The sequence below is a fragment of the Shinella sp. SUS2 genome, assembly GCF_001262505.1.
Taxonomy (GTDB): Bacteria; Pseudomonadota; Alphaproteobacteria; order Rhizobiales; family Rhizobiaceae; genus Shinella.
In genome coordinates, this window is record NZ_KQ410731.1 from 224,274 (window position 1) to 247,104 (window position 22,831).

The window sequence follows — 22,831 nt, forward strand, 5'->3', positions numbered from 1 at the left end:
GGCCATGGCGGACTTCTCCTCTCAGGGCAGCGTGAAGGCCATCTGCGTGCGGCGTTCGGCCCGGCGGCGCAGGATTTCGGCAAGGGTGAGCATGAGGATGGAGGCGACGAGCATGACGGTGCCGAGCGCCAGCACGCCCGGCAGCTTCGCCGCAAAGCGCAATTGCCCCCAGATATAGACCGGAAGCGTCGGTTCGGTGCCCGACAGGAAGAAGGCGAGGATGAACTCGTCGAGCGAGATGGTGAAGGTGACGAGCAGGCTGGAGACGATAGCCGGCGCGACGACCGGCAACGTGACGCGCAGGAATGTGCCGATGGCGGTCTCGCCGAGGTCGTAGGAGGCCTCCTCCAGGCTGCGATCGAACCCCTCGAAGCCGGAGACGAGCACCGCCATGGCGTAGGGCACGCAGAACACCGTCTGGCCAAGGATGACCGTGATCAGCGACAGTTGCACGCCCATTGCGAGCACGATCATCAGGAGAGAGACGGCGACGATGATCTCCGGCAGGAAGAGCGGCGCCATGATGAGGCCGGCCGCAGCCCTCTGGCCGCGAAAACGGTAGCGCGTGATGGCGCGGGCGGCGCAGATGCCGAGAACGGTGGAGAGCAGCGAGACGGAGACGCCGACGACGAGGCTGTTCCAGGCCGCTTCCAGCATGACCGAATTGCCGGCCAGCGAGGCGTACCACTTGGTGGTGAAGCCGGCGAGCGGGAAGGTGGTGGTGGCTGCGTTGTTGAAGGAGAAGACCGGCAGCAGCAGGATCGGCAGATAGAGAAAAAGGAAATAGAGCGCGACATAGGCCGGCAGGAACGGAAGAACGCGCAGGCGCTGCGTGAGGAGGTTCATCTGATCCTCCTGACGGCGAATTTCAGCGCCAGCACGACGGCCGCCGCCGTGAGCGAGACGAGCACCATGGTCGTGACGGAGAGAGCGGCGCCGAGCGGCCAGTTGGCGGCCTTGCCGAACTGCGCCTGGATGGCGGTTGCGATCATCACGCCGTCCTTGCCGCCGACGAGGCGCGGCGTGACATAGTCGCCGACGGTCGGGATCATCACGATCAGGAAGGCGGAGATGATGCCGGGCAGCGAGAGCGGCAGGGTGATGCGCAGAAAGGCCCTGAAACGGCTGTCGCCGAGATCGCGAGCCGCCTCGATCAGCGTGCGGTCGATCTTCTGCAGCGAAACGTAGATCGGCAGGATGGCGAAGGCGGCCCAGCTGTGCACCAGCGTGATGACGACGGCGTTGGAATTGTAGACGAGCGAGGTCAGCGGCTTGTCGATGAGGCCCATCGAGATGAGGCCGGTGTTCAAGACGCCGCCATAGCCGAGGATGACCTTCCACGACATGACGCGCAAAAGGTAGCTGGTCCAGCAGGGCACGGTGACGAGGAACAGCCAGAGGTTCTTGTGTACCCCGCCATGGAAGGAGATGAACCAGGCAATCGGATAGGAGAAGACGACGGTGACGATGCTGACCGTCAGCGAGATCCAGAGCGAGCGGACGAAGAGGTCGCGGTAGATCGGCTCGGTGAGGGCCTGGCGGTAGTTCTCCAGCGTGAAGGTGCGGTCGATGTCGAGATAGTTCTGGGTCCAGAAACTGTAGGCGATGACGATGAGGACCGGGAGGAAGAGCAGCGCCAGCGCATAGAGGAAGGTCGGGGAGATCAGTGCGAGGCCGCGGGCCTCTTCGCTGCGCATCCAGACCTTGCGCCTCCCGGGGGAGGGTGTGTCGGCAAGCGGGCCGAACGCCGCCGCCGTCATCGGCCACAACTCCCGCCGCGACAACTTTCATAGAGCGTGAGATTTCCCGTTCCCATGCGCTTGCGCCTTTTCGGCCTCTGCGTGCTGCTTTTCGGGCACGCTGCTGTTCCCTGATTGACAGCATGCGCTGAAATCCCCGTTGAAATCAAGCCCTGGTTCTGCAATATTGATTGAACGAACATTCAATATGATTGAGAAAGGTAAGATCTTTCATATTGTTGGTCTGGTATTCTTCTTGGGAAATAATCGATGGAGAGGGGCATGGCGGCAATTCCGAAGACGGTGAACGAGGACCGGTGTGCCGACGAGGCGACTGGTGACGCGCTTACCCGGCTGGCCGAGCGCCACCTGGTGCAGCCCTGGCCGGTTTCCGGCTCCATCGGCGCGGAGGCGCGCGGGCGCATCGAGGCGGGCGAGGGCATCTATGTCACCGACGCCGCCGGCCGCCGCCTGATCGACGGGCCTGCCGGCATGTGGTGCGTCAATGCCGGGCATCGCAACAGGCTGCTGGCCGACGTCATGGCCACGCAGGCCATGGAGCTTTCCTACAATTCGCCCTGGTACACGACCAACGCGCCATCCGCCGTGCTCTCCGCGCGCCTTGCGCAACACGCGCCCGACAGGGTTGACCATGTCTTCTACACGACCGGCGGCTCGTCCGCGGTCGAGACGGCGCTGCGCTTCATGCAGTTTGCCAACAATGTGAAGGGTCGGCCGGAGAAGAAGCTGATCGTCTCGCGCCAGGGCGGCTATCACGGCTCGACATACCTCTCCGCCTCGCTCAACGGCCGGCCGCGCGACCACGACTGGATGGACAGCGCTGCCGATCTCGTCGTCAAGCTCTCCTGCCCGGATCCGTTCCGCCGGCCGGAGGGCATGAGCGTCGAGGCTTTTTGCGATTTCCTTGTCGAGGAGTTCCGCGCGGTCATCGAGGAGAAGGGGGCGGAGCATATCGGCGCCTTCATCGCCGAGCCGGTCATGGCGTCCGGCGGCGTCATCGTGCCGCCCGATGGCTACCTCAAGCGCATGCACGCGCTCTGCCGCGCCAACGACATCCTCTTTATCGCCGACGAGGTGGTGACGGCTTTCGGCCGCCTCGGCCATGTCTTCGCCGCGCAGGACGTTTTCGGCATCGACCCGGACATGATCACCTTCGCCAAGGGGGTGACGTCGGGATATTTCCCGCTTGGCGGGGTGATGATCGCCGGGCGCCTCTTCGAAGAACTGCGCCGCTCGAACCATTCGGAGGCGATGTTCGCGCATGGGTTGACCTATTCCAGTCATCCGGTCGGCTGCGCGGTGGCGCTGAAGAACCTCGACATCCTGGAGGACGGGCTGCTCGACCATGCGCGCGCCGTTACCGCTCATTTCCAGGCGAGCCTGAAGGCGCTGGAGGACCTGCCGCTGGTCGGGGAGGTGCGCGGTCTCGGGTTGATGGCCTGTGTGGAATGCGTCGCCGACCGTGTCAGCAAGAACCCGCTGACGCTCGACCTGGAGGTCGGCAAGCGTATCGACCGGCATTGCCAGGAACTGGGCCTGCTGGTGCGCCCGCTCATCAACATGTGTGTGATGTCGCCGCCGCTCACCATCTCCACCGCCCAGATCGACGACATGACGGCGATCCTGCGCAAGGGGATCGAGCTGACGATGGACGATCTCGTCCGCGAAGGCCTTTGGCGGGGCTGATCCGTCAGTTAACAGATGTGCGCGGCGACATTCCCCGCCTCGCACGCTTGAGGCCCGCGCAAGCGGGCCTCCCTTTTTCTCGCCGGATGCCCGTGGTCAGCGGCCTTCGGCGAGCCCGGCATTGGCGCCAGCCATATCCTTCTCCTCCGGCGCGTCCTTCAGCGTCATCACCGGCACCACCTTGCGCAGATGGTCGTGGTGGGTGCGCACGCCATATTCGAGGTCGGAGAGGTAGAAGCCGGCGAAGGCGTTGGAGGTCATCGCCTCGTTCGACCAGACGGTGAGCTGCACATCCTCGGCCTGGGTATCACGGTCGATGCGGAAGGCGAGGTAGCGGGCAAGGCGATGGGCACGCTCCTCCTGCCTGTAACGGTAGATGCCGCCACGCAGCAGCGTCTTGCCGACGCCGAGCGGAAACTCCTGGTAGAACTGCACGGTTTCCGGCGTGACGGCAATGACGGCGTTGGGGAACAGGCCGAAATAGATCCATGCCTTGCGCAGCCGCTCCGGCAGCGCATGGTTTTCCGGCGAGATCTTCACATAGTTGCGCACGCTCCAGCGCCGGCCGGCATGCGGGTTGTAGGTGGCGAAGGAGCGGCAGAGGCCATCGACGAAGGGTTCGTCATAGTAGGTCGAGCCATAGAGGTCCTGCAGGGCGGGATGCGCCATCGCAACATGGTAGCCCTCGTTGTCGACATCGCGCACGGACTTCCAGTTGACCGGCGTTTCCTGCGTCCAGATGGCGCCGGCAGGGATCATCTCACCGGTGCGGTAATGCGCCAGCTCCGCTTCAAAAGGTTTCATCAGCGCGGCGACGGACGGCTGCGGGCCGGGCGCGAAGCGGATGAAGACGAAACTCTGCCAGATCTCGTATTCCAGCGCCTTCAGCGCGAATTCGTTCTTGTCGAGCGGCGGGAAGCTGCGGGGGCGGGCGGCGCCGCGCAGCGTGCCGTCGAGATTGTAGACCCAGCCGTGGAAGGGACAGACGAGCGCGTTGCGGCAGCTGCCCTTCTCGTCGGCGACGAGGCGCGAGCCGCGATGGCGGCAGATGTTGTGGAAGGCGCGCACCGCGCCGTCCTGCCCGCGCAGGATCAGCGCCCGTTCGCCGACGACGTCCATGGCGAGATAGTTGCCGGGCTCGGGAATGTCGGAGACGTGGCAGGCGATCTGCCAGTGTTCGCGGAAGACGTGCTGCCGCTCGAGTTCGAGGAGGGCAGGGCTGTGATAACACCAACCGGGAAGTCCGCTTCTGTCCCAGTCGTTCGGAACGTTGATATCGCGGATCATCTCGTTCATGTCACTCCCCTATATTTTGCTGAACGTTCATTCAATATAAGCACGATTTCCGTTCAAAAGGAATAGGTTGCGAAAGTTGTGTATCCTGCCAATCGCAAAACCCCGGCCGCAAAGCGGCCAGGGCAGGGCGGATTCCTCGCGAAAAATCGCGCCAGTACCGGCGCTTACCGGCAGACCTTCACGCGCTTGACGACGAGATGGCCCCACTTGTTGTAGCGCTTGATCTTCTTCCAGAAGCAATGGCGGTGATGGCCGTAGTCGTGGCTGACATAGCCGTGGTGATGGCCGCCCCAGCCATGGCTGAAACCGATATAGAAGCCGCCGGCCTGGGAGGGGGCGGCGAAGGACACCGCTGCGATGGTCGCGACAACGGCGGACATGATGAACTTGCGCATTTCAGTCTCCTCTCTACCAGTCAATGGACGAACCATTTCATCCAGTAGGGTGACTGTCGCATGCGGGAGCCTGCCGCGCTGTTTCGGGTGGAACAGGGGTTAGCGGTCGAGTTCCGGGTAGAAGCGCTCCATGTAGCTGGGCCGGAGTTTTTCGCCGATCAGGCAGTCGGCCGGCTCTCCGGCGGCGGGTATGGTGCGCGCGGGCGGCTCGGCGCCGCTGACTTCGAGGATCAGCTTGCGGCGGATGGCGATGGCGAAATCCTCGGGCTCCTGCACCGGCAGCACGAAGGCGCCGGGGCCGCCGATGACGCAGTTGGCATAATAGTCGTCGAGCGAGCCATAGGCGGCGGAGGGGCGGATCATGATGGCAAGGCCGTTGATGATGATGCCGAGCGCGGTCGCCGCATCGCGTGCAGGGGTTACCGGCGGGCCGAAATTGTTCGGGCCGTCGCCGGACACGTCGATGACGCGGCGCAGGCCGCTATAGCCGTTGGCATCGAAAAGCTGTGCGCCATAGACGATCGCGCCCGAGATCGAGGTGCCCCGGCGCGTCGCGATCGGGCGGGCTTCGAGCTGGGCGGCAAACGCGTTTGCATCCTCCGGCCCGGAGATGATCTGCCAGGGCACGAGGGAATTGTCGCGGATCGTGCCGGCCCATTCGAAATAGCTGATGGCGATGCGGCCGGTCAGCCCGTCACGCACGGCATCGATGAATTCCGGGTGGCGCAGCGCATCGACATAGCCGGCGCGCTGCACCTGCGCCTCCTCGAGGTCCATGGAGCCGGAGACGTCGACCGCCAGCACCAGTTCTACATCCACCTCCTGGTCCGCGGCGGCGAGTTCCGCGCCGGGCATCAGGCTTATCAGCAAGGCAAGCGTTGTCAGCATGACCATCACCCATCCGTGCATCCGGGGTTGGAAAATGTATCACGACCTGCACGCGGAAAGGGCATGCATTCTTCAAAAATCGGTGATGCGGCGAATAGCCGTCCGCCTGCAGCCGTTTCCCGGTGGTTCCCGTCCCTCGCGGCGGAACACATATGCCCCGGGCTGAGGAAGCGGATCGACATGGGTTTCAAGGATATTCTTGCCGGCATGCGCAACAGGGTGTTTGGCCGGGCGAGCGCCGCGCCGCAGGAGCTTCTGTCCCCGGAGGAGCAGCTGGTGCGTGACTACGACCTCTATCTCGTCGACCTGCACGACGAGATACCGGCGCTCGTGCCGCAGCGCGACGCCATGCGCGCCGCCTGGCGCAACGGCGATTTCGAAGCCTACCAGCGGGCGTTCGAGGCTGCGCGGGTGGGTGGTGTCATCACGGAAAGCGGCCGGCCGCTCTACGCGCTGGTGAAGGACTGGTTCGTCGAGCCGTTCCTGGAGCTTCCGGATGACGAGACGGTGGCGCATATCGACATGCTGGAGCCCTTCCGGGCCTTCTTCCAGCGCAGCCCGTCCGCCTTTTCGGCCGCCACCTATGCCGATGCGTTACGCGTCACCGCCTTCGTGCGACGCGGCACCGCCTATGGGCGCCTTGTCCGGGCGGACCAGTGGCAGGACTACGAAACGCTGCTGAAGGAGGCGGATGACGTGCTCGACAGCCATGCCGATCCGGAAAATTTCAGCTGGCGGATGAGCGACTACCGCCGCTCGGCCAACGACGGCGATTTCGAGAAATTCAGAGCGCGCTTCGAGCGCGTCTGGTTGCTCGACCGGTACAATATCGACCTCTGTCGCTCGCATGCCCGCATGATCATGCCGCGCTGGCTGGGACGCAGCGCGCAGGATCTCGAGGATTTCGCCCGTCGGGCGGCGGAGCTGACGCAGGACCGCTTCGGCCTCGGCTTCTATGCGCTGATCCAGCAGGCCAATACCGATGTCGGCGACCACGAGCTTGCCGATACGCTCTGCGATCCGGATATGGCGAAACGCGGCTTCGAGGATCTCCTGACGCGGTTTCCCGCGCCCAGCGTGATGAACCTCTATGCCGACATGCTGGAATGGATGGGCGACACCGAGGCGCTCGCCGATCTCCTGGAGAGCCGCTTCCGCGTGATGGTGCCGCAGATCTGGTACGGCGATACGCGCGGCGACAAGATCTCCTACCTCTTCGCCACGCTGCTCGAGGCGGCGGAAGTGCTGGAGGCGCGGCGCGCCTGATAGGCTACAGGGCCGTCAGTTCCCGGATCGCCATGCGCTTGTAGGCCTCGACCAGCCTGTCGCCTTCGGCCCGGTCGACCGAGACGGCGAGGCGCATCGTCGCCTCGCCAAGATGCATGACGAGGAGCGCGACCGCCTCGATCCGGTCGGGGTCGGCCTTCGGGCGCAGCATTCTCAGCCGGGCGGCGAGCAGGGCGCCGTTGCGGCGGCTCTCCTCCGCTTCCATGGCCCGCAGCGCCCCGTCCGCCTGCACGGCAGACCAGATGTCGCGGATGACCGGTTCGGCGAGGAAGATTGCGTAGTAGGTGTCGATCAGGCCGCCGAAGGCCTCGGCAAGCGCGTCCATGCTGCCGACCGCGGCAAGGCCTTCGGCGATGCAGGCGCGACTTTCCTCGTTGCAGCGTTCGGCCAGCGCATGCACCACGGCGCTCTTGTCGGGAAAATACTGGTAGAGCGAGCCGATCGAGATGCCCGTGCGCTGGGCAAGCTCGCTCATGCGCAGGGCGTCGCTGCCCGTCTGCGCGATCATGTCCGTCGCATTGGCAAGGATGGCGTCCACCCGCTCGCGGCTGCGTTTCTGGGTGGGGGCGCGGCGCATCTGTGGTTCGGTCATCGGGTTTTCCGGGCGGCTGCGACGTGGTTTCGATTGCTCTTGACAAATACGAGCAATCCTCACATTTTGCAAATATGAGGATTGCTCATATTTTGGAGGATAGACGATGATGAACGAGTGCATTCTGCTTCTGGGCGGAGAGGGAAAGACGGGGCGGCCGATTGCCGAGCGGCTTCGCGAAAGGGGCGTTGCGGTGCGCATCGGTTCCCGCTCCGCGGCGATCCCGTTCGACTGGCGCGACCCGGCCGGGTGGTCGGCGGCTCTGGAGGGCGTCACGGCCGTTTACATCGCCTATCAGCCTGACCTTGCGGTGCCGGGATCGGATGCGGACCTGCGCCACCTGGCGCATCTTGCAGCTGCCGCCGGCGTGCGTCGCCTGGTGCTTCTGTCGGGCCGCGGCGAGGATGCCGCGGAGGCGGGCGAGGCGGCGGTGAAGGAGGCGGGTGTAACCTGGACGGTGCTGCGCGGCAGCTGGTTTTTCCAGAATTTCAGCGAGGGGCTCTTCGCCGAGGAGATCCTTGCCGGTGAGCTGGTGCTGCCGTCCGCCACCGTGCGCGAGCCCTTCGTCGATACGCGCGACATCGCCGACATGGCGGTCGCCGCTTTGACGGAAGAGGGGCATGCCGGCAAGACCTACGAACTGACCGGACCGCGGCTGATGACCTTTCGCGAGGCCGTTCAGGAGTTCGCCGCCGCCGGCGGGCGCACGGTGGCCTATACGCCCGTCACAATCGAAGCCTATGCCGGCATGCTGCGGCAGGCCGGCCAGCCGGAAGAGGTCGTCTGGCTCGTCAGCTATCTCTTCGGTTCGGTGCTCGACGGGCGGAACGAGCATCTGAGCGACGACATTGCGCGTGTGCTCGGCCGTCCGCCGCGTGACTTTTCCGAATTCGCCCGTGATACGGCCGAAAGCGGTTTCTGGAGGACCTGACCATGGCAAGTGCCGTTCCCATCCTGACCTTCCTCGCCATTCTCGCCGCGGCGCTGAATGCCGGGCTGTTCTTCATCTTCTCGGTCTGCATCATGACGGCCTTCGCCCGCCTGTCGCCGGCCGAAGGGGCGGCGGCGATGAACGCCATCAATGCCGTCATCCAGAATCCCTGGTTCCTCTCGGCTTTCTTCGGCGGGGCGTTGCTGTCGCTGGTGCTGACGGTGCTCGGTTTTCTGCAGGACGGGCCGGGCGGACTGATGGCTGCGGCGGGCGGCACCGTCTTCCTTGTTGCGGTCATCGGCGTGACGGTCGTCTTCAGCGTGCCGCTCAATGAGGCGCTTGCCGCCGCGCCGGCGGGAAGCCCCGAACAGGCGGCGCTCTGGCAGCGCTATCTCGACGTCTGGACGCTGTGGAACCATGTGCGCACGCTCGGCGCGCTTGCCGCCGTGGGTTTCTTCACGCTCGCGTTCCGCCAGGGTGCCGCGCTCGGCTAGGACCGGGCTGGCGCTCCCTCCTTCCGCCTGCTAGCTCTGTTCCAGACGAATGCCGGAGCCGACCTTGCAGGACATTACCGACCTTTCCGCCCTTGCCCTTTCCGCCGCCATCGCCGAGCGCCGGCTCGATTGCCGCAGCGTCATGGTGGCCTATCTCTCCCGCATCGAGGCGATCAATCCGCGTCTCAACGCCATCGTCAGCCTGCGTCCGGCGGATGCGCTGCTGGCCGAAGCGGAAGCGGCAGACCGGGCCCTTGCGGTGGGGGACTATCGCGGCTGGCTGCACGGCGTGCCCTTCGCGGTGAAGGACCTTTCAGAGGCGAAGGGCATCCTCTGCTCCTTCGGTTCGGCCAATTATGCGGATTTTGTCCCCGACTACGACGACATCCATGTCGAGCGCATCCGGGCTGCCGGCGCCATCATCATCGGCAAGACCAATGCGCCGGAAATGGGCCTCGGCTCGCACAGCTACAACCCGGTCTTCGGCGTCACGCGCAATCCCTATGACACCGGCAGGAGCGCCGGCGGGTCCTCGGGCGGCGCGGCGGCGGGGCTGGCGGCGCGGCTCTTGCCGGTCGCCGACGGCAGCGACATGATGGGCTCGCTGCGCAATCCCGCGGGCTTCAACAATGTCGTCGGCTTCCGTCCGTCCTTCGGCCGCGTGCCCTCGCTCAACACCGAACTTTTCCTCGGCCAGCTCGCCATCAACGGCCCGATGGGGCGCAGCGTCGCCGATGTCGCGGCCCTGCTGGCGACGCAGGCCGGCCATGACCCCCGTGATCCGCTGTCGCTTGCCGATGATGGCCTTGTGCACGATGGCGACCGTGATCTTTCCGGTGCCCGCATCGGCTGGCTGGGCGATTTCGACGGCTACCTTGCCTTCGAGCCCGGCGTGCTGGAGCTCTGCCGCGCCGCGCTCGACGTCTTTCGCCGGCTTGGATGCCGCGTCGAGGACGTACCGCCGGGCTTCGACATGGCGCGGCTCTGGCAGACCTGGCGCACGTTGCGCCATTTCCTCGTCGCCAATGGGCAGGCGGGCGACTATGCAGACCCCATCCGGCGCGCGCGCATGAAGCCGGAGATGATCTGGGAAATCAAGAACGGCCAGAACCTCTCCGCGGCGGAGGTCTATGCCGCCTCGCTCGGCCGCAGCGACTGGCTGCGCCACGTCATGGGCCTCTTCGAACGCTACGATTTCCTCGTCCTTCCCTCTGCCCAGGTCTTCCCCTTCGCGGCCGAGCTCGACTGGCCGAAGGCGATCGCGGGGCGGGCGATGGATACCTATCATCGCTGGATGGAGGTGGTGATCGGGCCGACGCTGGCCGGTCTTCCCGTCGCCGCCATGCCGGCCGGTTTCGGCGTGAACGCACTGCCCGCAGGTATCCAGATCATCGGTCGCCCGCGGGCTGATCGCGACGTGCTCGCGGCTGCCGCGCGCTATGAGGCGGCGACCGACTGGCTCTCCCGGCATCCCCAGTTCTAGGGATACGGGGGCTTTTGACACGCCAGCGCCGCATTCTCGTGACAGGCAGCCTTGCCGGGTGTTGAGGACCGTCCGGCAGACTCCTTCAAAACGCGAGGCGCCGTTTAGGAATTGCTTACCATATTTCGTCATTCTTTGCTCGTTCGGCAGAAGCCCGGGACGCGTGATCCCGCCGCCTGCCGCAAGCGTAACGGCTTCCGGAGTGTGTTTTCCGCGGCCGCGTCGAGTAACGAGTATCGGGTAACGAGTATCATGGCGTCTGTATACAGTTCCGCGCGTTCCGCGTCGAAGACCCGTCGGGGTATCCTTCTCAGCGCATTCCTGGCCTGCGGTGTCGTCGCAGGATCCGCCTGGGCCGTCGTTTCGACGCTGGGCGCAATGCAGGATGCGGCCTCCTCCCTTTCCGAAGGCAAGAAGATCATGACCGCCTCGCTGCATGGCAAGCCTGCGGCGCGGCTGACCCAACACGCCGAGCGCACGGTGAAGGTCGCGAAGTTCTCGCGGCTGTCGCAGCCCTCGGAAAGCGAGCTGCGCCAGAAGCAGCTGACGGCCGAGGCGATCCAGGTCGCCCATCAGCGCAAGATCTCCATCCAGCTCGCCTCCGCCGTCAAGCGCGAGAAGGCCAAGGCGGCGATGATCGAGGCGGCTATCGCCCGCGCCGAGCGCTCCGTCGAGGACGAGAAGCGGATCACTGGCCAGCCGACCATGGTTACCGCGCTGGTCGAGGATGTTTCCGCCCGCAAGGACATCCAGCCCTTCGGCCTCGTCATGCAGAAGCCGGAAACCGAGGAGGAGAACCTCCTCAGCGAGATCCCGCTACCGGAGGCCAAGCCCGCGCTGGAGACGGTCACCATCGAAAAGCCGGTGGTCGAGGAGAAACCCGTCGCCCGCGCCAAGCGCGAGGAGGCGAGGGACAAGGACAAGGACAAGGAAGACGTCGCTCTCGTCAAGCCCGAGCGTTCGCTGTTCGGCGATCTCTTCAAGAGCAAGGGTGGCGCAAGTGGCACCGGCTGGCCGGGGCGCGGCACGCGGGTCGCGATCTACGACGTCTCCAATGCGACGGTCTACATGCCCGACGGCACGAAGCTGCGCGCGCATTCCGGTATCGGCAAGATGCGCGACAACCCGCGCTACGAACATGTCAAGATGACCGGGCCGACGCCCGCCGGTATCTATCGTCTGAAGATGCGCGAGCGGCGCTTCCACGGCGTCGAGGCAATCCGCATGACGTCGATCGACGGACGTGACCCGAAGAACCGTACGGGCCTCCTGACGCACACCAACCTGCTGCGCGGCCAGAAGGGTTCGCATGGCTGCGTCGCCTTCCAGAACTACGAGCCGTTCCTCAATGCCTTCAAGCGCGGTCACATCACGATGATGGTCGTGGTGCCGGAGCTGCCGTCCTCCCGCACGCAGCTTGCCGCCCTTTACCGCAAGGCCGGTGCCTGACTGCCTTCCGCTTGATGGGCTGAAATCCGAGCCGGCGCCCTGCAGCGCCGGTTTTTTATTGGAATGCGGTTTCTTGCGTTTTTCCAAGAATCTTATGCCAATGATCTATTTGGTTTATCAAACGCTAAGAATTTCGCGTCAAATTTGGCCAGTGTCATTTTAGGGGTCTTGGAGAAGCCGGGACCGCACTGAGGGTAGGAACCAGACGTGACCGCTTTCGATTTCGGATTGAACGCCCGCGCCGTACTTGCTGCGATGGATCGCTCCCAGGCGATCATCGAATTCGACCTGACCGGCAGGATACTGCATGCCAACGAGAATTTCCTGCAGGCCGTTGGCTACCAGCTTTCCGAGGTCGTCGGCCAGCACCACCGCATGTTCGTCGATCCGGTGGAGGCGCAGTCGAAGGACTATGCGGCCTTCTGGGCGCGGCTTGCCGAGGGCCATTTCGACCGGCGCCAGTACAAGCGCGTTGCCAAGGGCGGCCGCGAGATCTGGATCGAAGCCTCCTACAATCCGGTCTTCCGGGGCGGCAAGCCCGTGAAGGTGGTGAAGTTCGCCACCGACATCACGACGGTCAAGCTGAAGGCCATGGAGGACGAGGGCAAGCTTGCGGCGCTCAGCCGCGCGCAGGCGATCATCGAGTTCACGCCGAAGGGAGACATCCTCGGTGCCAACGAGAATTTCCTCGCGGCGCTCGGCTACGATCTCACGGAGATCACCGGTCGCCACCACTCGATGTTCTGCATGCCCGACCATGTCGCGAGCCCGGAATACCGGATGTTCTGGCAGCGGCTGGCGGAAGGCCATTTCGTCGCCGACCAGTTTACACGCATCACCAAGAGTGGCGCCAAGATCCATATCCAGGCGTCCTACAACCCGATCCTCGACGCCGACGGCAAGGTCTTCAAGGTCGTTAAGTTCGCAACCGACGTGACGGAGCGTGTGAGGTCAATCGAGGAGATCGGCGCCGGCCTTGGCCGCCTGGCGGAATGCAACATCCGCATGACGATCGACCGCGCCTTCGTGCCGGAGTTCGAGCCGCTACGGCGCGACTTCAACAACTCGATCGGCGCCTTCCAGGAAACCCTCTCGAAGGTTCTCGACCAGACCTACATCCAGAACCGGAGCGGACAGGAGATGCGCAAGGCGGCCGAAGATCTCTCCGAGCGCACGCGCCAGCAGGCTGTTGCGCTGGAGGAGACGGCTGCTGCCCTCACGGAGGCGACCGTCGCTGTGCGTTCCTCGACCGACCGTACGCGGGAAACGCGCAAGCTCGTGCGGGATGCGCGCGCCTCGGCCAACATGTCGGCCAGTGTCGTGAGCAACACGGTCAGCGCCATGCAGCGCATCGAAGCGGCCTCCGCCGAAATCGGCCAGATCATCGGGGTCATCGATGAAATCGCCTTCCAGACCAACCTGCTCGCGCTGAATGCCGGTGTCGAGGCGGCGCGCGCCGGCGAGGCGGGCAGGGGCTTTGCGGTGGTGGCGCAGGAGGTGCGCGAACTGGCGCAGCGTTCCGCCAAGGCGGCACGCGAGATCAAGAAGCTGATCACCAATTCCAGCACGGAAGTGCATGAGGGCGTGCGTCTCGTGGGCGAGACAGGCCGCGCGCTGCAGGAGATCGAAAGCTTCGTCGCGGAGATCGACCACAACGTGGATGCCATCGCGACATCCGCTGCCGAGCAGGCGAGCGGCCTCGAGGAGATCAGTGCCGCCGTGTCCGACGTCGACCGGATCACGCAGGAAAACGCGGCCATGGTGGAGCACACGACGGCGACAAGCCAGTCGCTGGCGGAAGGCGCAATAACCCTGAGCGAACTCGTGAACCGCTTCCAGCTGAACCGTCGTGCCCGTCGCCGTGACGGTAGCGAGGTCTGGACGCCGGAAGAGCGCGCGGCCCGGCTCGGCCATATCCGCAAAGCATCCTGAAAAACGAGGGACGGGGTGGCAATGCGGCCCCGTCAGGCCTTGTTGACGAAGCCGTCCAGGACACGCTTCTGGCCGGCGCGGTCGAAGTCGATCGTCAGCTTGTTGCCTTCGATCGCCGCCACGTTGCCATTGCCGAATTTCATGTGGAAGACCCGGTCGCCGATCGCAAATTTCGATGGCTCGCTTACCGTCGATTTCGCCACCAGCTCGCCGTCGATGGTGCGGGCGCGCGGCCCGCTCTCGCCATAGCCGATGCGCTCGACGGCATGGCCGGAGCGCGAGCCCCAGTTGTCGCGGGTCGCATCCGTGCGGTTCGCCTGGGCGCGGCGCCAGCCGGGCGTCGAATAGGCGTTCTGGAAGGGCTCCTGCTTGTCGAAGCGTGACTGGCCGTAACCGCCGCCGCGACCGTAGCCGCCATAGGATTGCTCGACTTCGGCAACCTCGACATGGGCTTCCGGCAGCTCGTCGAGGAAGCGCGAGGGCAGGGTCGTCTGCCACAGGCCGTGGATGCGGCGGTTCGAGACGAACCAGATGTGGCAGCGGCGCTTGGCCCGCGTGATGCCGACATAGGCAAGGCGCCGTTCTTCCTCAAGGCCCGAACGGCCGCCCTCGTCGAGCGAGCGTTGGTGCGGGAAGAGGCCTTCCTCCCAGCCGGGCAGGAACACGGTCTCGAATTCGAGGCCCTTGGCCGAGTGCAGCGTCATGATCGAGACGGCGTCGAGTTCGGCGTTCTGCTCGGCATCCATGACGAGCGAAACGTGATCCAGGAAGCCGCGCATCGATTCGAAGGCCTCCATCGAGCGGATAAGTTCCTTCAGGTTTTCGAGGCGGCCCGGTCCTTCCGCCGACTTGTCGGCCTGCCACATGGCGGTGTAACCGCTCTCCTCGAGGATCTGCTCGGCAAGCTCGGTGTGCGGCATGGTCTCCAGCAGCGACTGCCAGCGGCGGAAATCGGTGACGACGTCGAAGAGCGCCTTGCGAGCCTTCGGCTTCAGCTCGTCCGTCTCGATGATATCGGCTGCTGCGGCGAGCATCGGGATGTCGCGGGCGCGGGCATAGTCGTGCAGGTTGCGGATCGTCGTGTCGCCGAGGCCGCGCTTCGGCGTGTTGACGATGCGCTCGAAGGCGAGGTCGTCGGCCGGCTGGCTGACCAGCCGGAAATAGGCCATGGCATCGCGGATTTCGAGGCGCTCGTAGAAGCGAGGGCCGCCGATGACGCGGTAGTTGAGGCCGAGCGTGACGAAGCGGTCTTCGAATTCGCGCATCTGGAAGGACGCGCGAACGAGGATCGCCATGTCGTTCAGCTTGTGCTCCTTGCGCTGGAGCTGTTCGATCTCCTCGCCGACGGCGCGGGCCTCTTCCTCCGAATCCCAAGCGGCATGCACGACGACCTTGTCGTCTTCGGGGTCGCGCCGGTCGGTGAACAGCGTCTTGCCGAGGCGGTCCTCGTTGTGGGCGATGAGGTGGCCGGCCGCACCGAGGATATGGGCGGTGGAGCGGTAGTTGCGCTCCAGCTTGACGACCTTGGCGCCCGGGAAATCCTTCTCGAAGCGCAGGATGTTGTCCACTTCCGCACCGCGCCAGCCATAGATAGACTGGTCGTCGTCGCCGACGCAGCAGACATTCTGCGGCGTGCCTTTCGGCCGCTGCGCGAGCAGGCGCAGCCACATGTATTGCGCCGTGTTGGTGTCCTGGTACTCGTCGACGAGAATGTAGCGGAATTTCTGGTGGTACTCGGCGAGCACATCCGGATTGGCGCGGAACAGGCGGATCGGGTGCAGCAGGAGGTCGCCGAAGTCGCAGGCGTTCAGCGTCTTCAGGCGGTTCTGGTAGGCGATGTAGAGTTCGCGGCCCTTGCCGTTGGCGAAGGCACGGGCATCGCCCTCCGGGATCTGCGCGGGATCGAGGCCCTTGTTCTTCCAGCCGTCGATCATGCCGGCGAACTGCTTTGCCGGCCAGCGCTTGTCGTCGATGCCCTCGGCCTGGATGATCTGCTTGACCAGCCGCACCACATCGTCGGTGTCGAGGATGGAGAAATCCGACTTGAGGCCGACGAGTTCGGCGTGGCGCCGCAGGAGCTTCACGCCGATCGAGTGGAAGGTGCCGAGCCAGGGCATGCCCTCGACGGCCCCGCCGACGAGGAGGCCGATGCGCTCCTTCATCTCGCGTGCCGCCTTGTTGGTGAAGGTCACGGCCAGCATCTGGCTGGGGAAGGCGCGGCCGGTGGCGAGGATATGGGCGATGCGGGTGGTCAGCACGCGCGTCTTGCCGGTACCGGCGCCGGCAAGCACCAGCACGGGTCCGTCGAGCGTTTCCACCGCCTCGCGCTGCTCGGGGTTGAGGCCGGAGAGATAATCCGGCGCCCGGTGCGCGTCGCGGGCCGCCATGGCACGCGCGGCGATGCCGCCCGTCGGCTTGGCCGGTGCTGCGGGCTTGCCGGCCAGCTGCGGGTCCTCGTCGAAGAAGGGAATGTCGTCGTAACCGCTGATCATGCGGCTCAATGTAGTGATTCGGTCCCGAAAGGCCAGTTTTCCGTTCTGCTTTTATTCCACGGGGGAAAAGAATGGCCGGAAGATTGTGGAAAGCGGCGCTGTTCAGGCCTGTCGGCGGTCCGCATCGAAGACGTCGTCCACGGGCACCTGCAGGGCGGTGGCGAGCTGGTTCGTCTTGCCGGCAAGCGAGACGATGGCCAGGAGTTCGGCATAGTGCGCGTCCGTCATGCCCTTGGCTTTCGCCGCCGCGGTGTGGGAGTGGACACAATAGCTGCAGCCGTTCGTTATCGAGACCGCGATATAGAGCATCTCCTTGACGAGCGGATCGAGCGTCGAGGGTGTCGCCATGACGGCCTTCACCTCCGCCCAGGTGCGCTCCAGGAGCGCCGGGTCGAAGGCGAGGTAGCGCCACATGTTGTTGACGAAGTCCGACTTGCGGGTGGCGCGGATGTCGTCGAACACCGCCTTGACGCGCGGATCGGCTTCCAGATTGTCGGCGGGCTTGACGGTGCTCATGAGCGTCTCCGAGGAATGGGCCGGCGGAAAACCGCCGGCCGGAAGGGATCAGGCGAGGGCGATGACACGGGACGGGCCACCCGTGCCGCCGCGCACCTTGGGTGCGCCGACGATGAGGGTTGCGCCCTTGGCCGGAAGCTTGTCCAGATTGGCGGCCGCTTCAAGGCCCCAGCGGCCCGACGGCAGCCAGGAATAGTGCGTCGCGAAATCCGGGGAGATGCCGTGGTCGAGCGAAAGCGTATCGACGGCGATGCCGACGGCGCTCGAATTTTCCGCTAGGTACTGCACCGCTTCGACATGGAAGCCGGGGAAGTGCAATTTCCCCTCGCCATCGGCATTGCGGAACTTGTCGGTACCGAGGTGCTTGTCCCAGCCGGAAAGAAGGGCAACGCAGGCCTTTTCCGGCAGGTCGCCATTGGCGGATATCCAGGCCTTGATGTCATCCGGCGTCAGCTGCGCGTCGGCATTGGCGGCGGCCTTTTCCCGGATGTCGATGACGGCGAGGGGCACGACCAGATCGGATACCGGGATTTCCGCCACGGATGTGCCGTCCTCGGTAAAATGCAGCGGCGCATCGAGATGAGTGCCGGTGTGCTCGTTGTACCGGAGTTCGAAGATGTTGAACTTGTGTTCCTTGTAGTTGAATTTCTGCTCGCGCCAGAACTGCTGCGGCCCGAAAAAGGTCGGGAACTCCTCATAGAGTTCGTGGGTGAGGTCCGTCGCCTTCGTCGGTGCCTGGGCCAGTGCCGGGCTCAGCGCGCCGCTACCTGCGGCAGCGACCGTTGCCGCTCCGGCGGCGGCGGCGCGGAAAAAGCTTCTCCTCGAAAGCATGCGGTTCTTGACGGTATCGATGACGCAGGCGTCACACATGGAATTCCCCCTGTCGTTCAATGCGTTGATGAAAGAATACTGAAATAGGGCTCGGCCGCTGGGGCCGGGAAAAAGCTATCACAAGTGTTGGAGGCGTCCAGTCATGCACGTGCTCGCAAAAAGCGCGGCGAGGGAAGATTTCTCCACCTTTTCTTACATTTCGGTAACAGAGCGGGCCGCCAATCTTACATTTCGGTAATGAACGCATTCTTTCATTGCTCGTTCATTTTCAAAGCGGGATACTTGGCCTATGTCGCGCCGCAACAGGCGACGGTTCGCTTCCTTCGGAGACAGATTGCATGCGGGTTTGGAAACAGCTCCTCATAAGCCTTGGCGTCCTTTCGGCCGGGGTCTTGCTCTGGGGTCGCTTCGTGCCCGGGGCAAACGCCACGCTGCAGGCCACGGGTCTGCCGGGGTCGCTCGTGGCGGTCATCGCGCCGGCCGGCGACGGTGAGGCGCAGGGCGGCCGCGAAGGTGGCCGCCGCGGCGGTTTCGGTGGCGGACCGGCGCTTGTCGCCACCAAGCCTGCCGCCATGTCGGTCGTCAACGACCGGCTGAACGCCATCGGCGACGGCGAGGCGATCCGCACCGTGACCGTCACGCCCTATGCCACCGGCAACCTAACGGAAGTGCTGGTGAAGTCCGGCGAACGGGTGGAGCAGGGCCAGGTGATCGCCCGCCTCGACAGCGACGAGCAACGCATCGCAGCCGATCAGGCGCGCGTGGCGCGCGACAGCGCCCGGCAGAAGCTGACGCGGATCGAGAACCTGAAATCCACCATGAGCATTGCCGAATTGCAGGACGCCCAGACGGCGGTGCAGGCTGCGGAACTGGCACTGCAGAATGCCGAGCTGACGCTGCGCCGCCGCGACATCACCGCGCCCTATGGCGGTGTCGTCGGCATCATCTCCGTCAATCCCGGCGACTATGTCACCACAGCCTCGGCGATCGCCCGCATCGACGACCGCTCGGAAATCCTCGTCGATTTCTGGGTTCCGGAGCGGTTTGCGACAAGCATGCGTGTTGGTGGCGCCGTGACGGCGACGGCGGTCGCGCGGCCGGGCGAGACCTTTACGGGCGAGGTGCAGGCGATCGACAACCGCATCGACCAGGAAAGCCGAACACTGCGCGTGCGCGCCCAGATCGACAATCCCGAGGATCTCCTGCGCGCGGGCATGTCCTTCCAGGTGACCATGCGCTTTGCCGGCGACCTTTATCCGAGCGTCGATCCGCTTTCCGTGCAGTGGAGCGCCGATGGCTCCTATGTCTGGCGCGTCAAGGATGAAAAGGTCGAGCGCGTGCCGGTTCACATCGTGCAGCGCAATCCGGACAAGGTTCTGGTGAAGGCTGAGATCGCCGAGGGCGACCAGATCGTCACCGAGGGCGTGCAGACGCTGCGGCCGGGCGGCGCGGTGCGCACGGCGGCGCGGGAGCGTGACCAGCAGACGACCTCCTCCGTGGCGGAGGGGTCGTGATGTCGGGGGAGGGGAACGCGCTCGACACGTCCGGCAAGGCGGGTTTCACCGCGCTCTTCATCCGCCGGCCGATCTTCGCCCTCGTGCTCAACACGCTGATCGTCGTCGCCGGCCTTGCCGCCTTCAACGGTGTGGAGATTCGCGAGCTTCCCTCCGTCGACCAGCCGGTCATCAGCGTCTCGACGGAGTTCGACGGCGCCTCACCGGAAACCGTCGACCGCGAGCTGACGGACGTGATCGAAGGCGCGGTCTCGCGGGTCCAGGGCATCAAGGACATCTCCTCGTCCTCCTCCTTCGAACGCAGCCGCGTCACCTTGCAATTCTCCGATACGACCGACGTCAACCAGGCCGCCAACGACGTGCGCGATGCGCTCGGCCGGGTGGCGAACCAGCTTCCCGACGGCGCCGACGAGCCGCGCGTCGTGAAGGCGGATGCGGACAGCCAGCCGATCATGCGCCTGGCGCTGACCTCGGACAGGCTGTCGCTCGAAGACCTGACGCTTCTCGCCGAAAACGAGATCACCGACCGGCTCGCGTCCGTCGAGGGTGTTGCCGATGTCGCCGTCTATGGCGACCAGGAGAAGATCTTTCGCGTCGATGTCGACCAGTCCAAGCTCGCCGCGCGCGGGCTGACGGTCGCGGACCTGCGCAATGCGCTTGCCACCGCCGCCTTCGACGTGCCTGCCGGCTCGCTGAAGAGCCAGAGCCAGGACATCACGGTGCGCGCAACCGCGGACCTGACGACGCCCGCCGACTTCGAAAACCTCATCCTGAAGAACCGCGTTCGCCTCGGTGACGTCTCCATGGTGACGATGGGGCCGGACGAAGGCTCGACCGCGCTGCGCTCCAACGGTCGCCAGGGCATCGGTCTCGGCATCATCCGCCAGGCGCAATCCAACACGCTCGACATCTCCAACGGTGTAAAGCAGATGGTGGCGCAGTTCGACAACATCCTGCCCGAAGGCACCGAGATCAAGATCACCAGCGATGACGCCGTCTTCATCGAGGGTGCGATCCACGAGGTGGAGATCGCACTCGTCGTCGCCGTCGTCATCGTCACGCTCGTCATCTATCTCTTTCTGCTCGACTGGCGCGCGACGCTGATCCCGACGATCAGCATGCCGATCGCGCTCATCGGCACGATTGCGGCCATCTACATGGCCGGCTTCTCCGTCAACATCCTGACATTGCTTGCCATCGTGCTGGCGACGGGCCTCGTGGTGGACGATGCGATCGTCGTCCTCGAAAATATCGTGCGCCGCCGTGCCGAGGGCTTGAAGCCGCGCGCCGCCGCCATCCTCGGCACGCTGGAAGTGTTCTTCGCGGTCATCGCGACCACCGCGACGCTCGCCGCCGTCTTCGTACCGCTCTCCTTCCTGCCCGGTCAGGCCGGGCGGCTTTTCCGCGAGTTCGGCTTCGTGCTCGCCTTCGCTATCCTCCTGTCGTCCTTCGTCGCGCTGACGCTCTGCCCGATGCTCGCCTCGCGCATGCTGACCAAGGACGTGACGCACGGGCATAGCGGCCTTCTCGCCCGTATCGGCGGAGCGGCGTCGCGCTTCTACTGCTCGACGCTGAGCGCCTGCCTCGGCGCGCCCTTCATCGTCTTCGTCGTCGCGCTGCTCTTCACCGCGGCTGGCGCCACCTCCTTCTTCACCATCAAGTCCGAGCTGACGCCGAGCGAGGACCGGTCCATGGTCATGCTGCGCGTGAACGCGCCGCAGGGTGTGTCGCTGGAATATGCGCAGGACCAGATGAAGCTGATCGAGAACAAGCTGCGCCCGCTCTACGAGGATGGCGAGATCATCAACATCTTCTCGATCTCCGGCCAGGGCGGCTCGACGAACAGCGGTTTCATGGTGCTGACGCTGGCGCCCTGGGGCGAGCGCGAGCGCACGCAGCAGGCGATCGTGCAGGACATCAACGCGGCGGTCGGTTCCGTGCCCTCGGTGCGCGCCTTCGCCATGCAGCCGAACAGCCTCGGCATCCGTGGCGCCGGCAACGGCCTGCAGGTCGCGCTGGTCGGCAACGACTATACCAAGCTCGGCAATGCCGCGGCTGAACTCGTGCGAAAGATCGAGGACAGCGGCCGCTTCCAGAACGTGCGGCTGAACTACGAGGCCAACCAGGCGCAGCTTTCCGTAACCGTCGACCGCGAGCGCGCCGCCGATCTCGGCATTGACATCACCGGCCTTTCGGCCGCGTTGCAGGCCATGCTCGAAGGCACGAGCGTCGTCGATATCTATGTCGAGGGGCAGGCCTATCCGGTCAAGCTCTCCTCGACGACACAGCCGATCAACGACCCGATGGATCTCGAAAATATCTTCCTGAAGACCGGTGACGGCAAGATCGTGCCCATGTCGTCCATCGCCACGCTGGAGGAAAAGGCCGTCGCGCCGCAGCTTTCGCGCGAACAGCAGCTGCGCGCCGTCTCGCTTTCGGCCGGCCTGAAGGACGGCCTGGCGCTCGGCGAGGCGCTTTCCCTCGTTCAGGAAATGGCCGAGCCGCTGCTGCCGGAGGGCTCCCGCGTGTTGCCCATGGCGGAAGCGGCGACGCTGCAGGAGAACTCGAACGGGCTCTTCATCACCTTCGGCTTTGCGCTCGCCATCATCTTCCTCGTGCTGGCTGCGCAGTTCGAAAGCTTCGTCAGCGCGATCATTATCATGGTGACGGTGCCGCTGGGGCTCGCCTGCGCGGTCTTCGCGATGATCGTGACGGGCACGACGCTCAATATCTACAGCCAGATCGGGCTGGTGCTGCTTGTCGGCATCATGGCGAAGAACGGCATCCTGATCGTCGAATTCGCCAACCAGCTGCGTGACCGCGGGCAAGATATCCGCAGCGCCATAGAGAACGCCTCGAATATCCGCCTGCGGCCCGTCATGATGACAATGATCGCCACGGTCGTCGGTGCGGTGCCGCTGATCCTTGCCAGCGGCGCGGGCGCAGAGGCGCGCATCTCGCTCGGCTGGGTGCTCGTCGGCGGCCTCGGCCTTGCGACCGTGGTCACGCTCTACCTGACGCCCGTCGCCTATCTTGTCATCGCCCGCTTCACCAGCCCGCATGCCGACGAAGAAAAGCGCCTTGCCGCCGAGCTTGCCCATGCCGAGACGCTGGGGCGGCGCGACGACACGGCGCTGCCGCAGCCGGCGGCTGTCTTGCCACAGGCGGCGGAGTGAAGGCCGGCGGTGCTATCCCTTGCCGTGATTTGCCCTCACCCTCGCACTAACCCTCTCCCCACAAGCAAGGAGAGGGGACTTGCCCCGCAAACGGGCATGGGGTGTGGAA

Annotated in this window: 18 protein-coding genes; 9 read left to right on the forward strand and 9 right to left on the reverse strand. The window is 64.9% G+C overall.

Annotated features, from left to right (window positions below):
- Positions 1 to 21: 21 nt before the first annotated feature.
- Together AKG11_RS15895 and AKG11_RS15900 are read right to left on the reverse strand one after the other, a co-directional pair.
- Positions 22 to 846, reverse strand: coding sequence for an ABC transporter permease (locus AKG11_RS15895; RefSeq protein WP_050744566.1), 825 nt, complete (start codon positions 844 to 846; stop codon positions 22 to 24).
- Positions 843 to 1,760, reverse strand: a complete 918-nt coding sequence (locus AKG11_RS15900; RefSeq protein ID WP_024270536.1) for an ABC transporter permease — start codon at positions 1,758 to 1,760, stop codon at positions 843 to 845. The genes AKG11_RS15895 and AKG11_RS15900 overlap by 4 nt, the downstream gene beginning before the upstream one ends.
- 261 nt (positions 1,761 to 2,021) lie before the next feature.
- On the opposite strand from AKG11_RS15900, the gene AKG11_RS15905 reads away from it, so the two are divergent.
- Positions 2,022 to 3,446 (forward strand): aminotransferase, encoded by a 1,425-nt coding sequence (locus AKG11_RS15905; protein WP_050744567.1) that lies wholly within the window; start codon positions 2,022 to 2,024, stop codon positions 3,444 to 3,446.
- Between the two features lie 96 nt (positions 3,447 to 3,542).
- On the opposite strand, the gene AKG11_RS15910 is transcribed toward AKG11_RS15905, so the two are convergent.
- From AKG11_RS15910 to AKG11_RS15920, 3 genes are all read right to left on the reverse strand, one after another.
- Positions 3,543 to 4,742, reverse strand: coding sequence for an aromatic ring-hydroxylating oxygenase subunit alpha (locus AKG11_RS15910; RefSeq protein WP_050744568.1), 1,200 nt, complete (start codon positions 4,740 to 4,742; stop codon positions 3,543 to 3,545).
- Positions 4,743 to 4,906: 164 nt separating this feature from the next.
- Positions 4,907 to 5,137, reverse strand: coding sequence for a hypothetical protein (locus tag AKG11_RS15915; protein WP_023512225.1), 231 nt, complete (start codon positions 5,135 to 5,137; stop codon positions 4,907 to 4,909).
- A 99-nt stretch (positions 5,138 to 5,236) separates the two neighbouring features.
- Positions 5,237 to 6,025: a DUF1194 domain-containing protein gene (locus AKG11_RS15920; protein ID WP_037407173.1), complete on the reverse strand. Its 789-nt coding sequence runs from the start codon at positions 6,023 to 6,025 to the stop codon at positions 5,237 to 5,239.
- Between the two features lie 180 nt (positions 6,026 to 6,205).
- On the opposite strand from AKG11_RS15920, the gene AKG11_RS15925 reads away from it, so the two are divergent.
- The gene (locus AKG11_RS15925; RefSeq protein WP_050744569.1) at positions 6,206 to 7,291 is read left to right on the forward strand and encodes a hypothetical protein; all 1,086 of its coding nucleotides are present in this window, start codon (positions 6,206 to 6,208) and stop codon (positions 7,289 to 7,291) included.
- 4 nt (positions 7,292 to 7,295) lie between these two features.
- Here AKG11_RS15925 and AKG11_RS15930 read toward each other — a convergent pair whose 3' ends face one another.
- Complete coding sequence (locus AKG11_RS15930) at positions 7,296 to 7,904, reverse strand: TetR/AcrR family transcriptional regulator (protein ID WP_023512222.1); 609 nt, start codon at positions 7,902 to 7,904, stop codon at positions 7,296 to 7,298.
- 106 nt (positions 7,905 to 8,010) lie between these two features.
- Here AKG11_RS15930 and AKG11_RS15935 point away from each other — a divergent pair, with 106 nt between their 5' ends.
- From AKG11_RS15935 to AKG11_RS15955, 5 genes are all read left to right on the forward strand, one after another.
- On the forward strand, positions 8,011 to 8,835 hold the full coding sequence (locus AKG11_RS15935; RefSeq protein ID WP_050744570.1) for an NAD(P)H-binding protein: 825 nt from the start codon (positions 8,011 to 8,013) through the stop codon (positions 8,833 to 8,835).
- Between the two features lie 2 nt (positions 8,836 to 8,837).
- On the forward strand, positions 8,838 to 9,329 hold the full coding sequence (locus tag AKG11_RS15940) for an anthrone oxygenase family protein (RefSeq protein ID WP_050744571.1): 492 nt from the start codon (positions 8,838 to 8,840) through the stop codon (positions 9,327 to 9,329).
- Positions 9,330 to 9,393: 64 nt separating this feature from the next.
- Positions 9,394 to 10,812 carry an amidase gene (locus AKG11_RS15945; RefSeq protein WP_245290217.1) on the forward strand — a complete coding sequence of 473 codons (1,419 nt, stop codon included), beginning with the start codon at positions 9,394 to 9,396 and terminating at the stop codon, positions 10,810 to 10,812.
- Between the two features lie 252 nt (positions 10,813 to 11,064).
- On the forward strand, positions 11,065 to 12,261 hold the full coding sequence (locus tag AKG11_RS15950) for a DUF2778 domain-containing protein (protein ID WP_082342453.1): 1,197 nt from the start codon (positions 11,065 to 11,067) through the stop codon (positions 12,259 to 12,261).
- A 255-nt stretch (positions 12,262 to 12,516) separates the two neighbouring features.
- A complete protein-coding gene (locus AKG11_RS15955; RefSeq protein ID WP_050744606.1) occupies positions 12,517 to 14,193 on the forward strand; it encodes a methyl-accepting chemotaxis protein in 1,677 nt (558 codons plus the stop codon).
- Between the two features lie 32 nt (positions 14,194 to 14,225).
- Here the strand turns inward: AKG11_RS15955 and AKG11_RS15960 are convergent, their stop codons facing one another.
- The 3 genes from AKG11_RS15960 to AKG11_RS15970 all read right to left on the reverse strand — a co-directional run bounded on the left by AKG11_RS15960 (position 14,226) and on the right by AKG11_RS15970 (position 18,071).
- Entirely contained in the window at positions 14,226 to 16,685 is a 2,460-nt protein-coding gene (locus tag AKG11_RS15960) for an ATP-dependent helicase (protein ID WP_023514221.1), read from the reverse strand.
- A 102-nt stretch (positions 16,686 to 16,787) separates the two neighbouring features.
- Positions 16,788 to 17,201 carry a carboxymuconolactone decarboxylase family protein gene (locus tag AKG11_RS15965; RefSeq protein WP_050744574.1) on the reverse strand — a complete coding sequence of 138 codons (414 nt, stop codon included), beginning with the start codon at positions 17,199 to 17,201 and terminating at the stop codon, positions 16,788 to 16,790.
- A gap of 48 nt (positions 17,202 to 17,249) precedes the next feature.
- The gene (locus AKG11_RS15970; RefSeq protein ID WP_050744575.1) at positions 17,250 to 18,071 is read right to left on the reverse strand and encodes a cyclase family protein; all 822 of its coding nucleotides are present in this window, start codon (positions 18,069 to 18,071) and stop codon (positions 17,250 to 17,252) included.
- A 299-nt stretch (positions 18,072 to 18,370) separates the two neighbouring features.
- On the opposite strand from AKG11_RS15970, the gene AKG11_RS15975 reads away from it, so the two are divergent.
- A complete protein-coding gene (locus AKG11_RS15975) occupies positions 18,371 to 19,546 on the forward strand; it encodes an efflux RND transporter periplasmic adaptor subunit (protein WP_023514225.1) in 1,176 nt (391 codons plus the stop codon).
- On the forward strand, positions 19,546 to 22,722 hold the full coding sequence (locus tag AKG11_RS15980; RefSeq protein ID WP_050744576.1) for an efflux RND transporter permease subunit: 3,177 nt from the start codon (positions 19,546 to 19,548) through the stop codon (positions 22,720 to 22,722). Before AKG11_RS15975 ends, AKG11_RS15980 begins: the two co-directional genes overlap by 1 nt.
- Positions 22,723 to 22,831 lie beyond the last annotated feature (109 nt).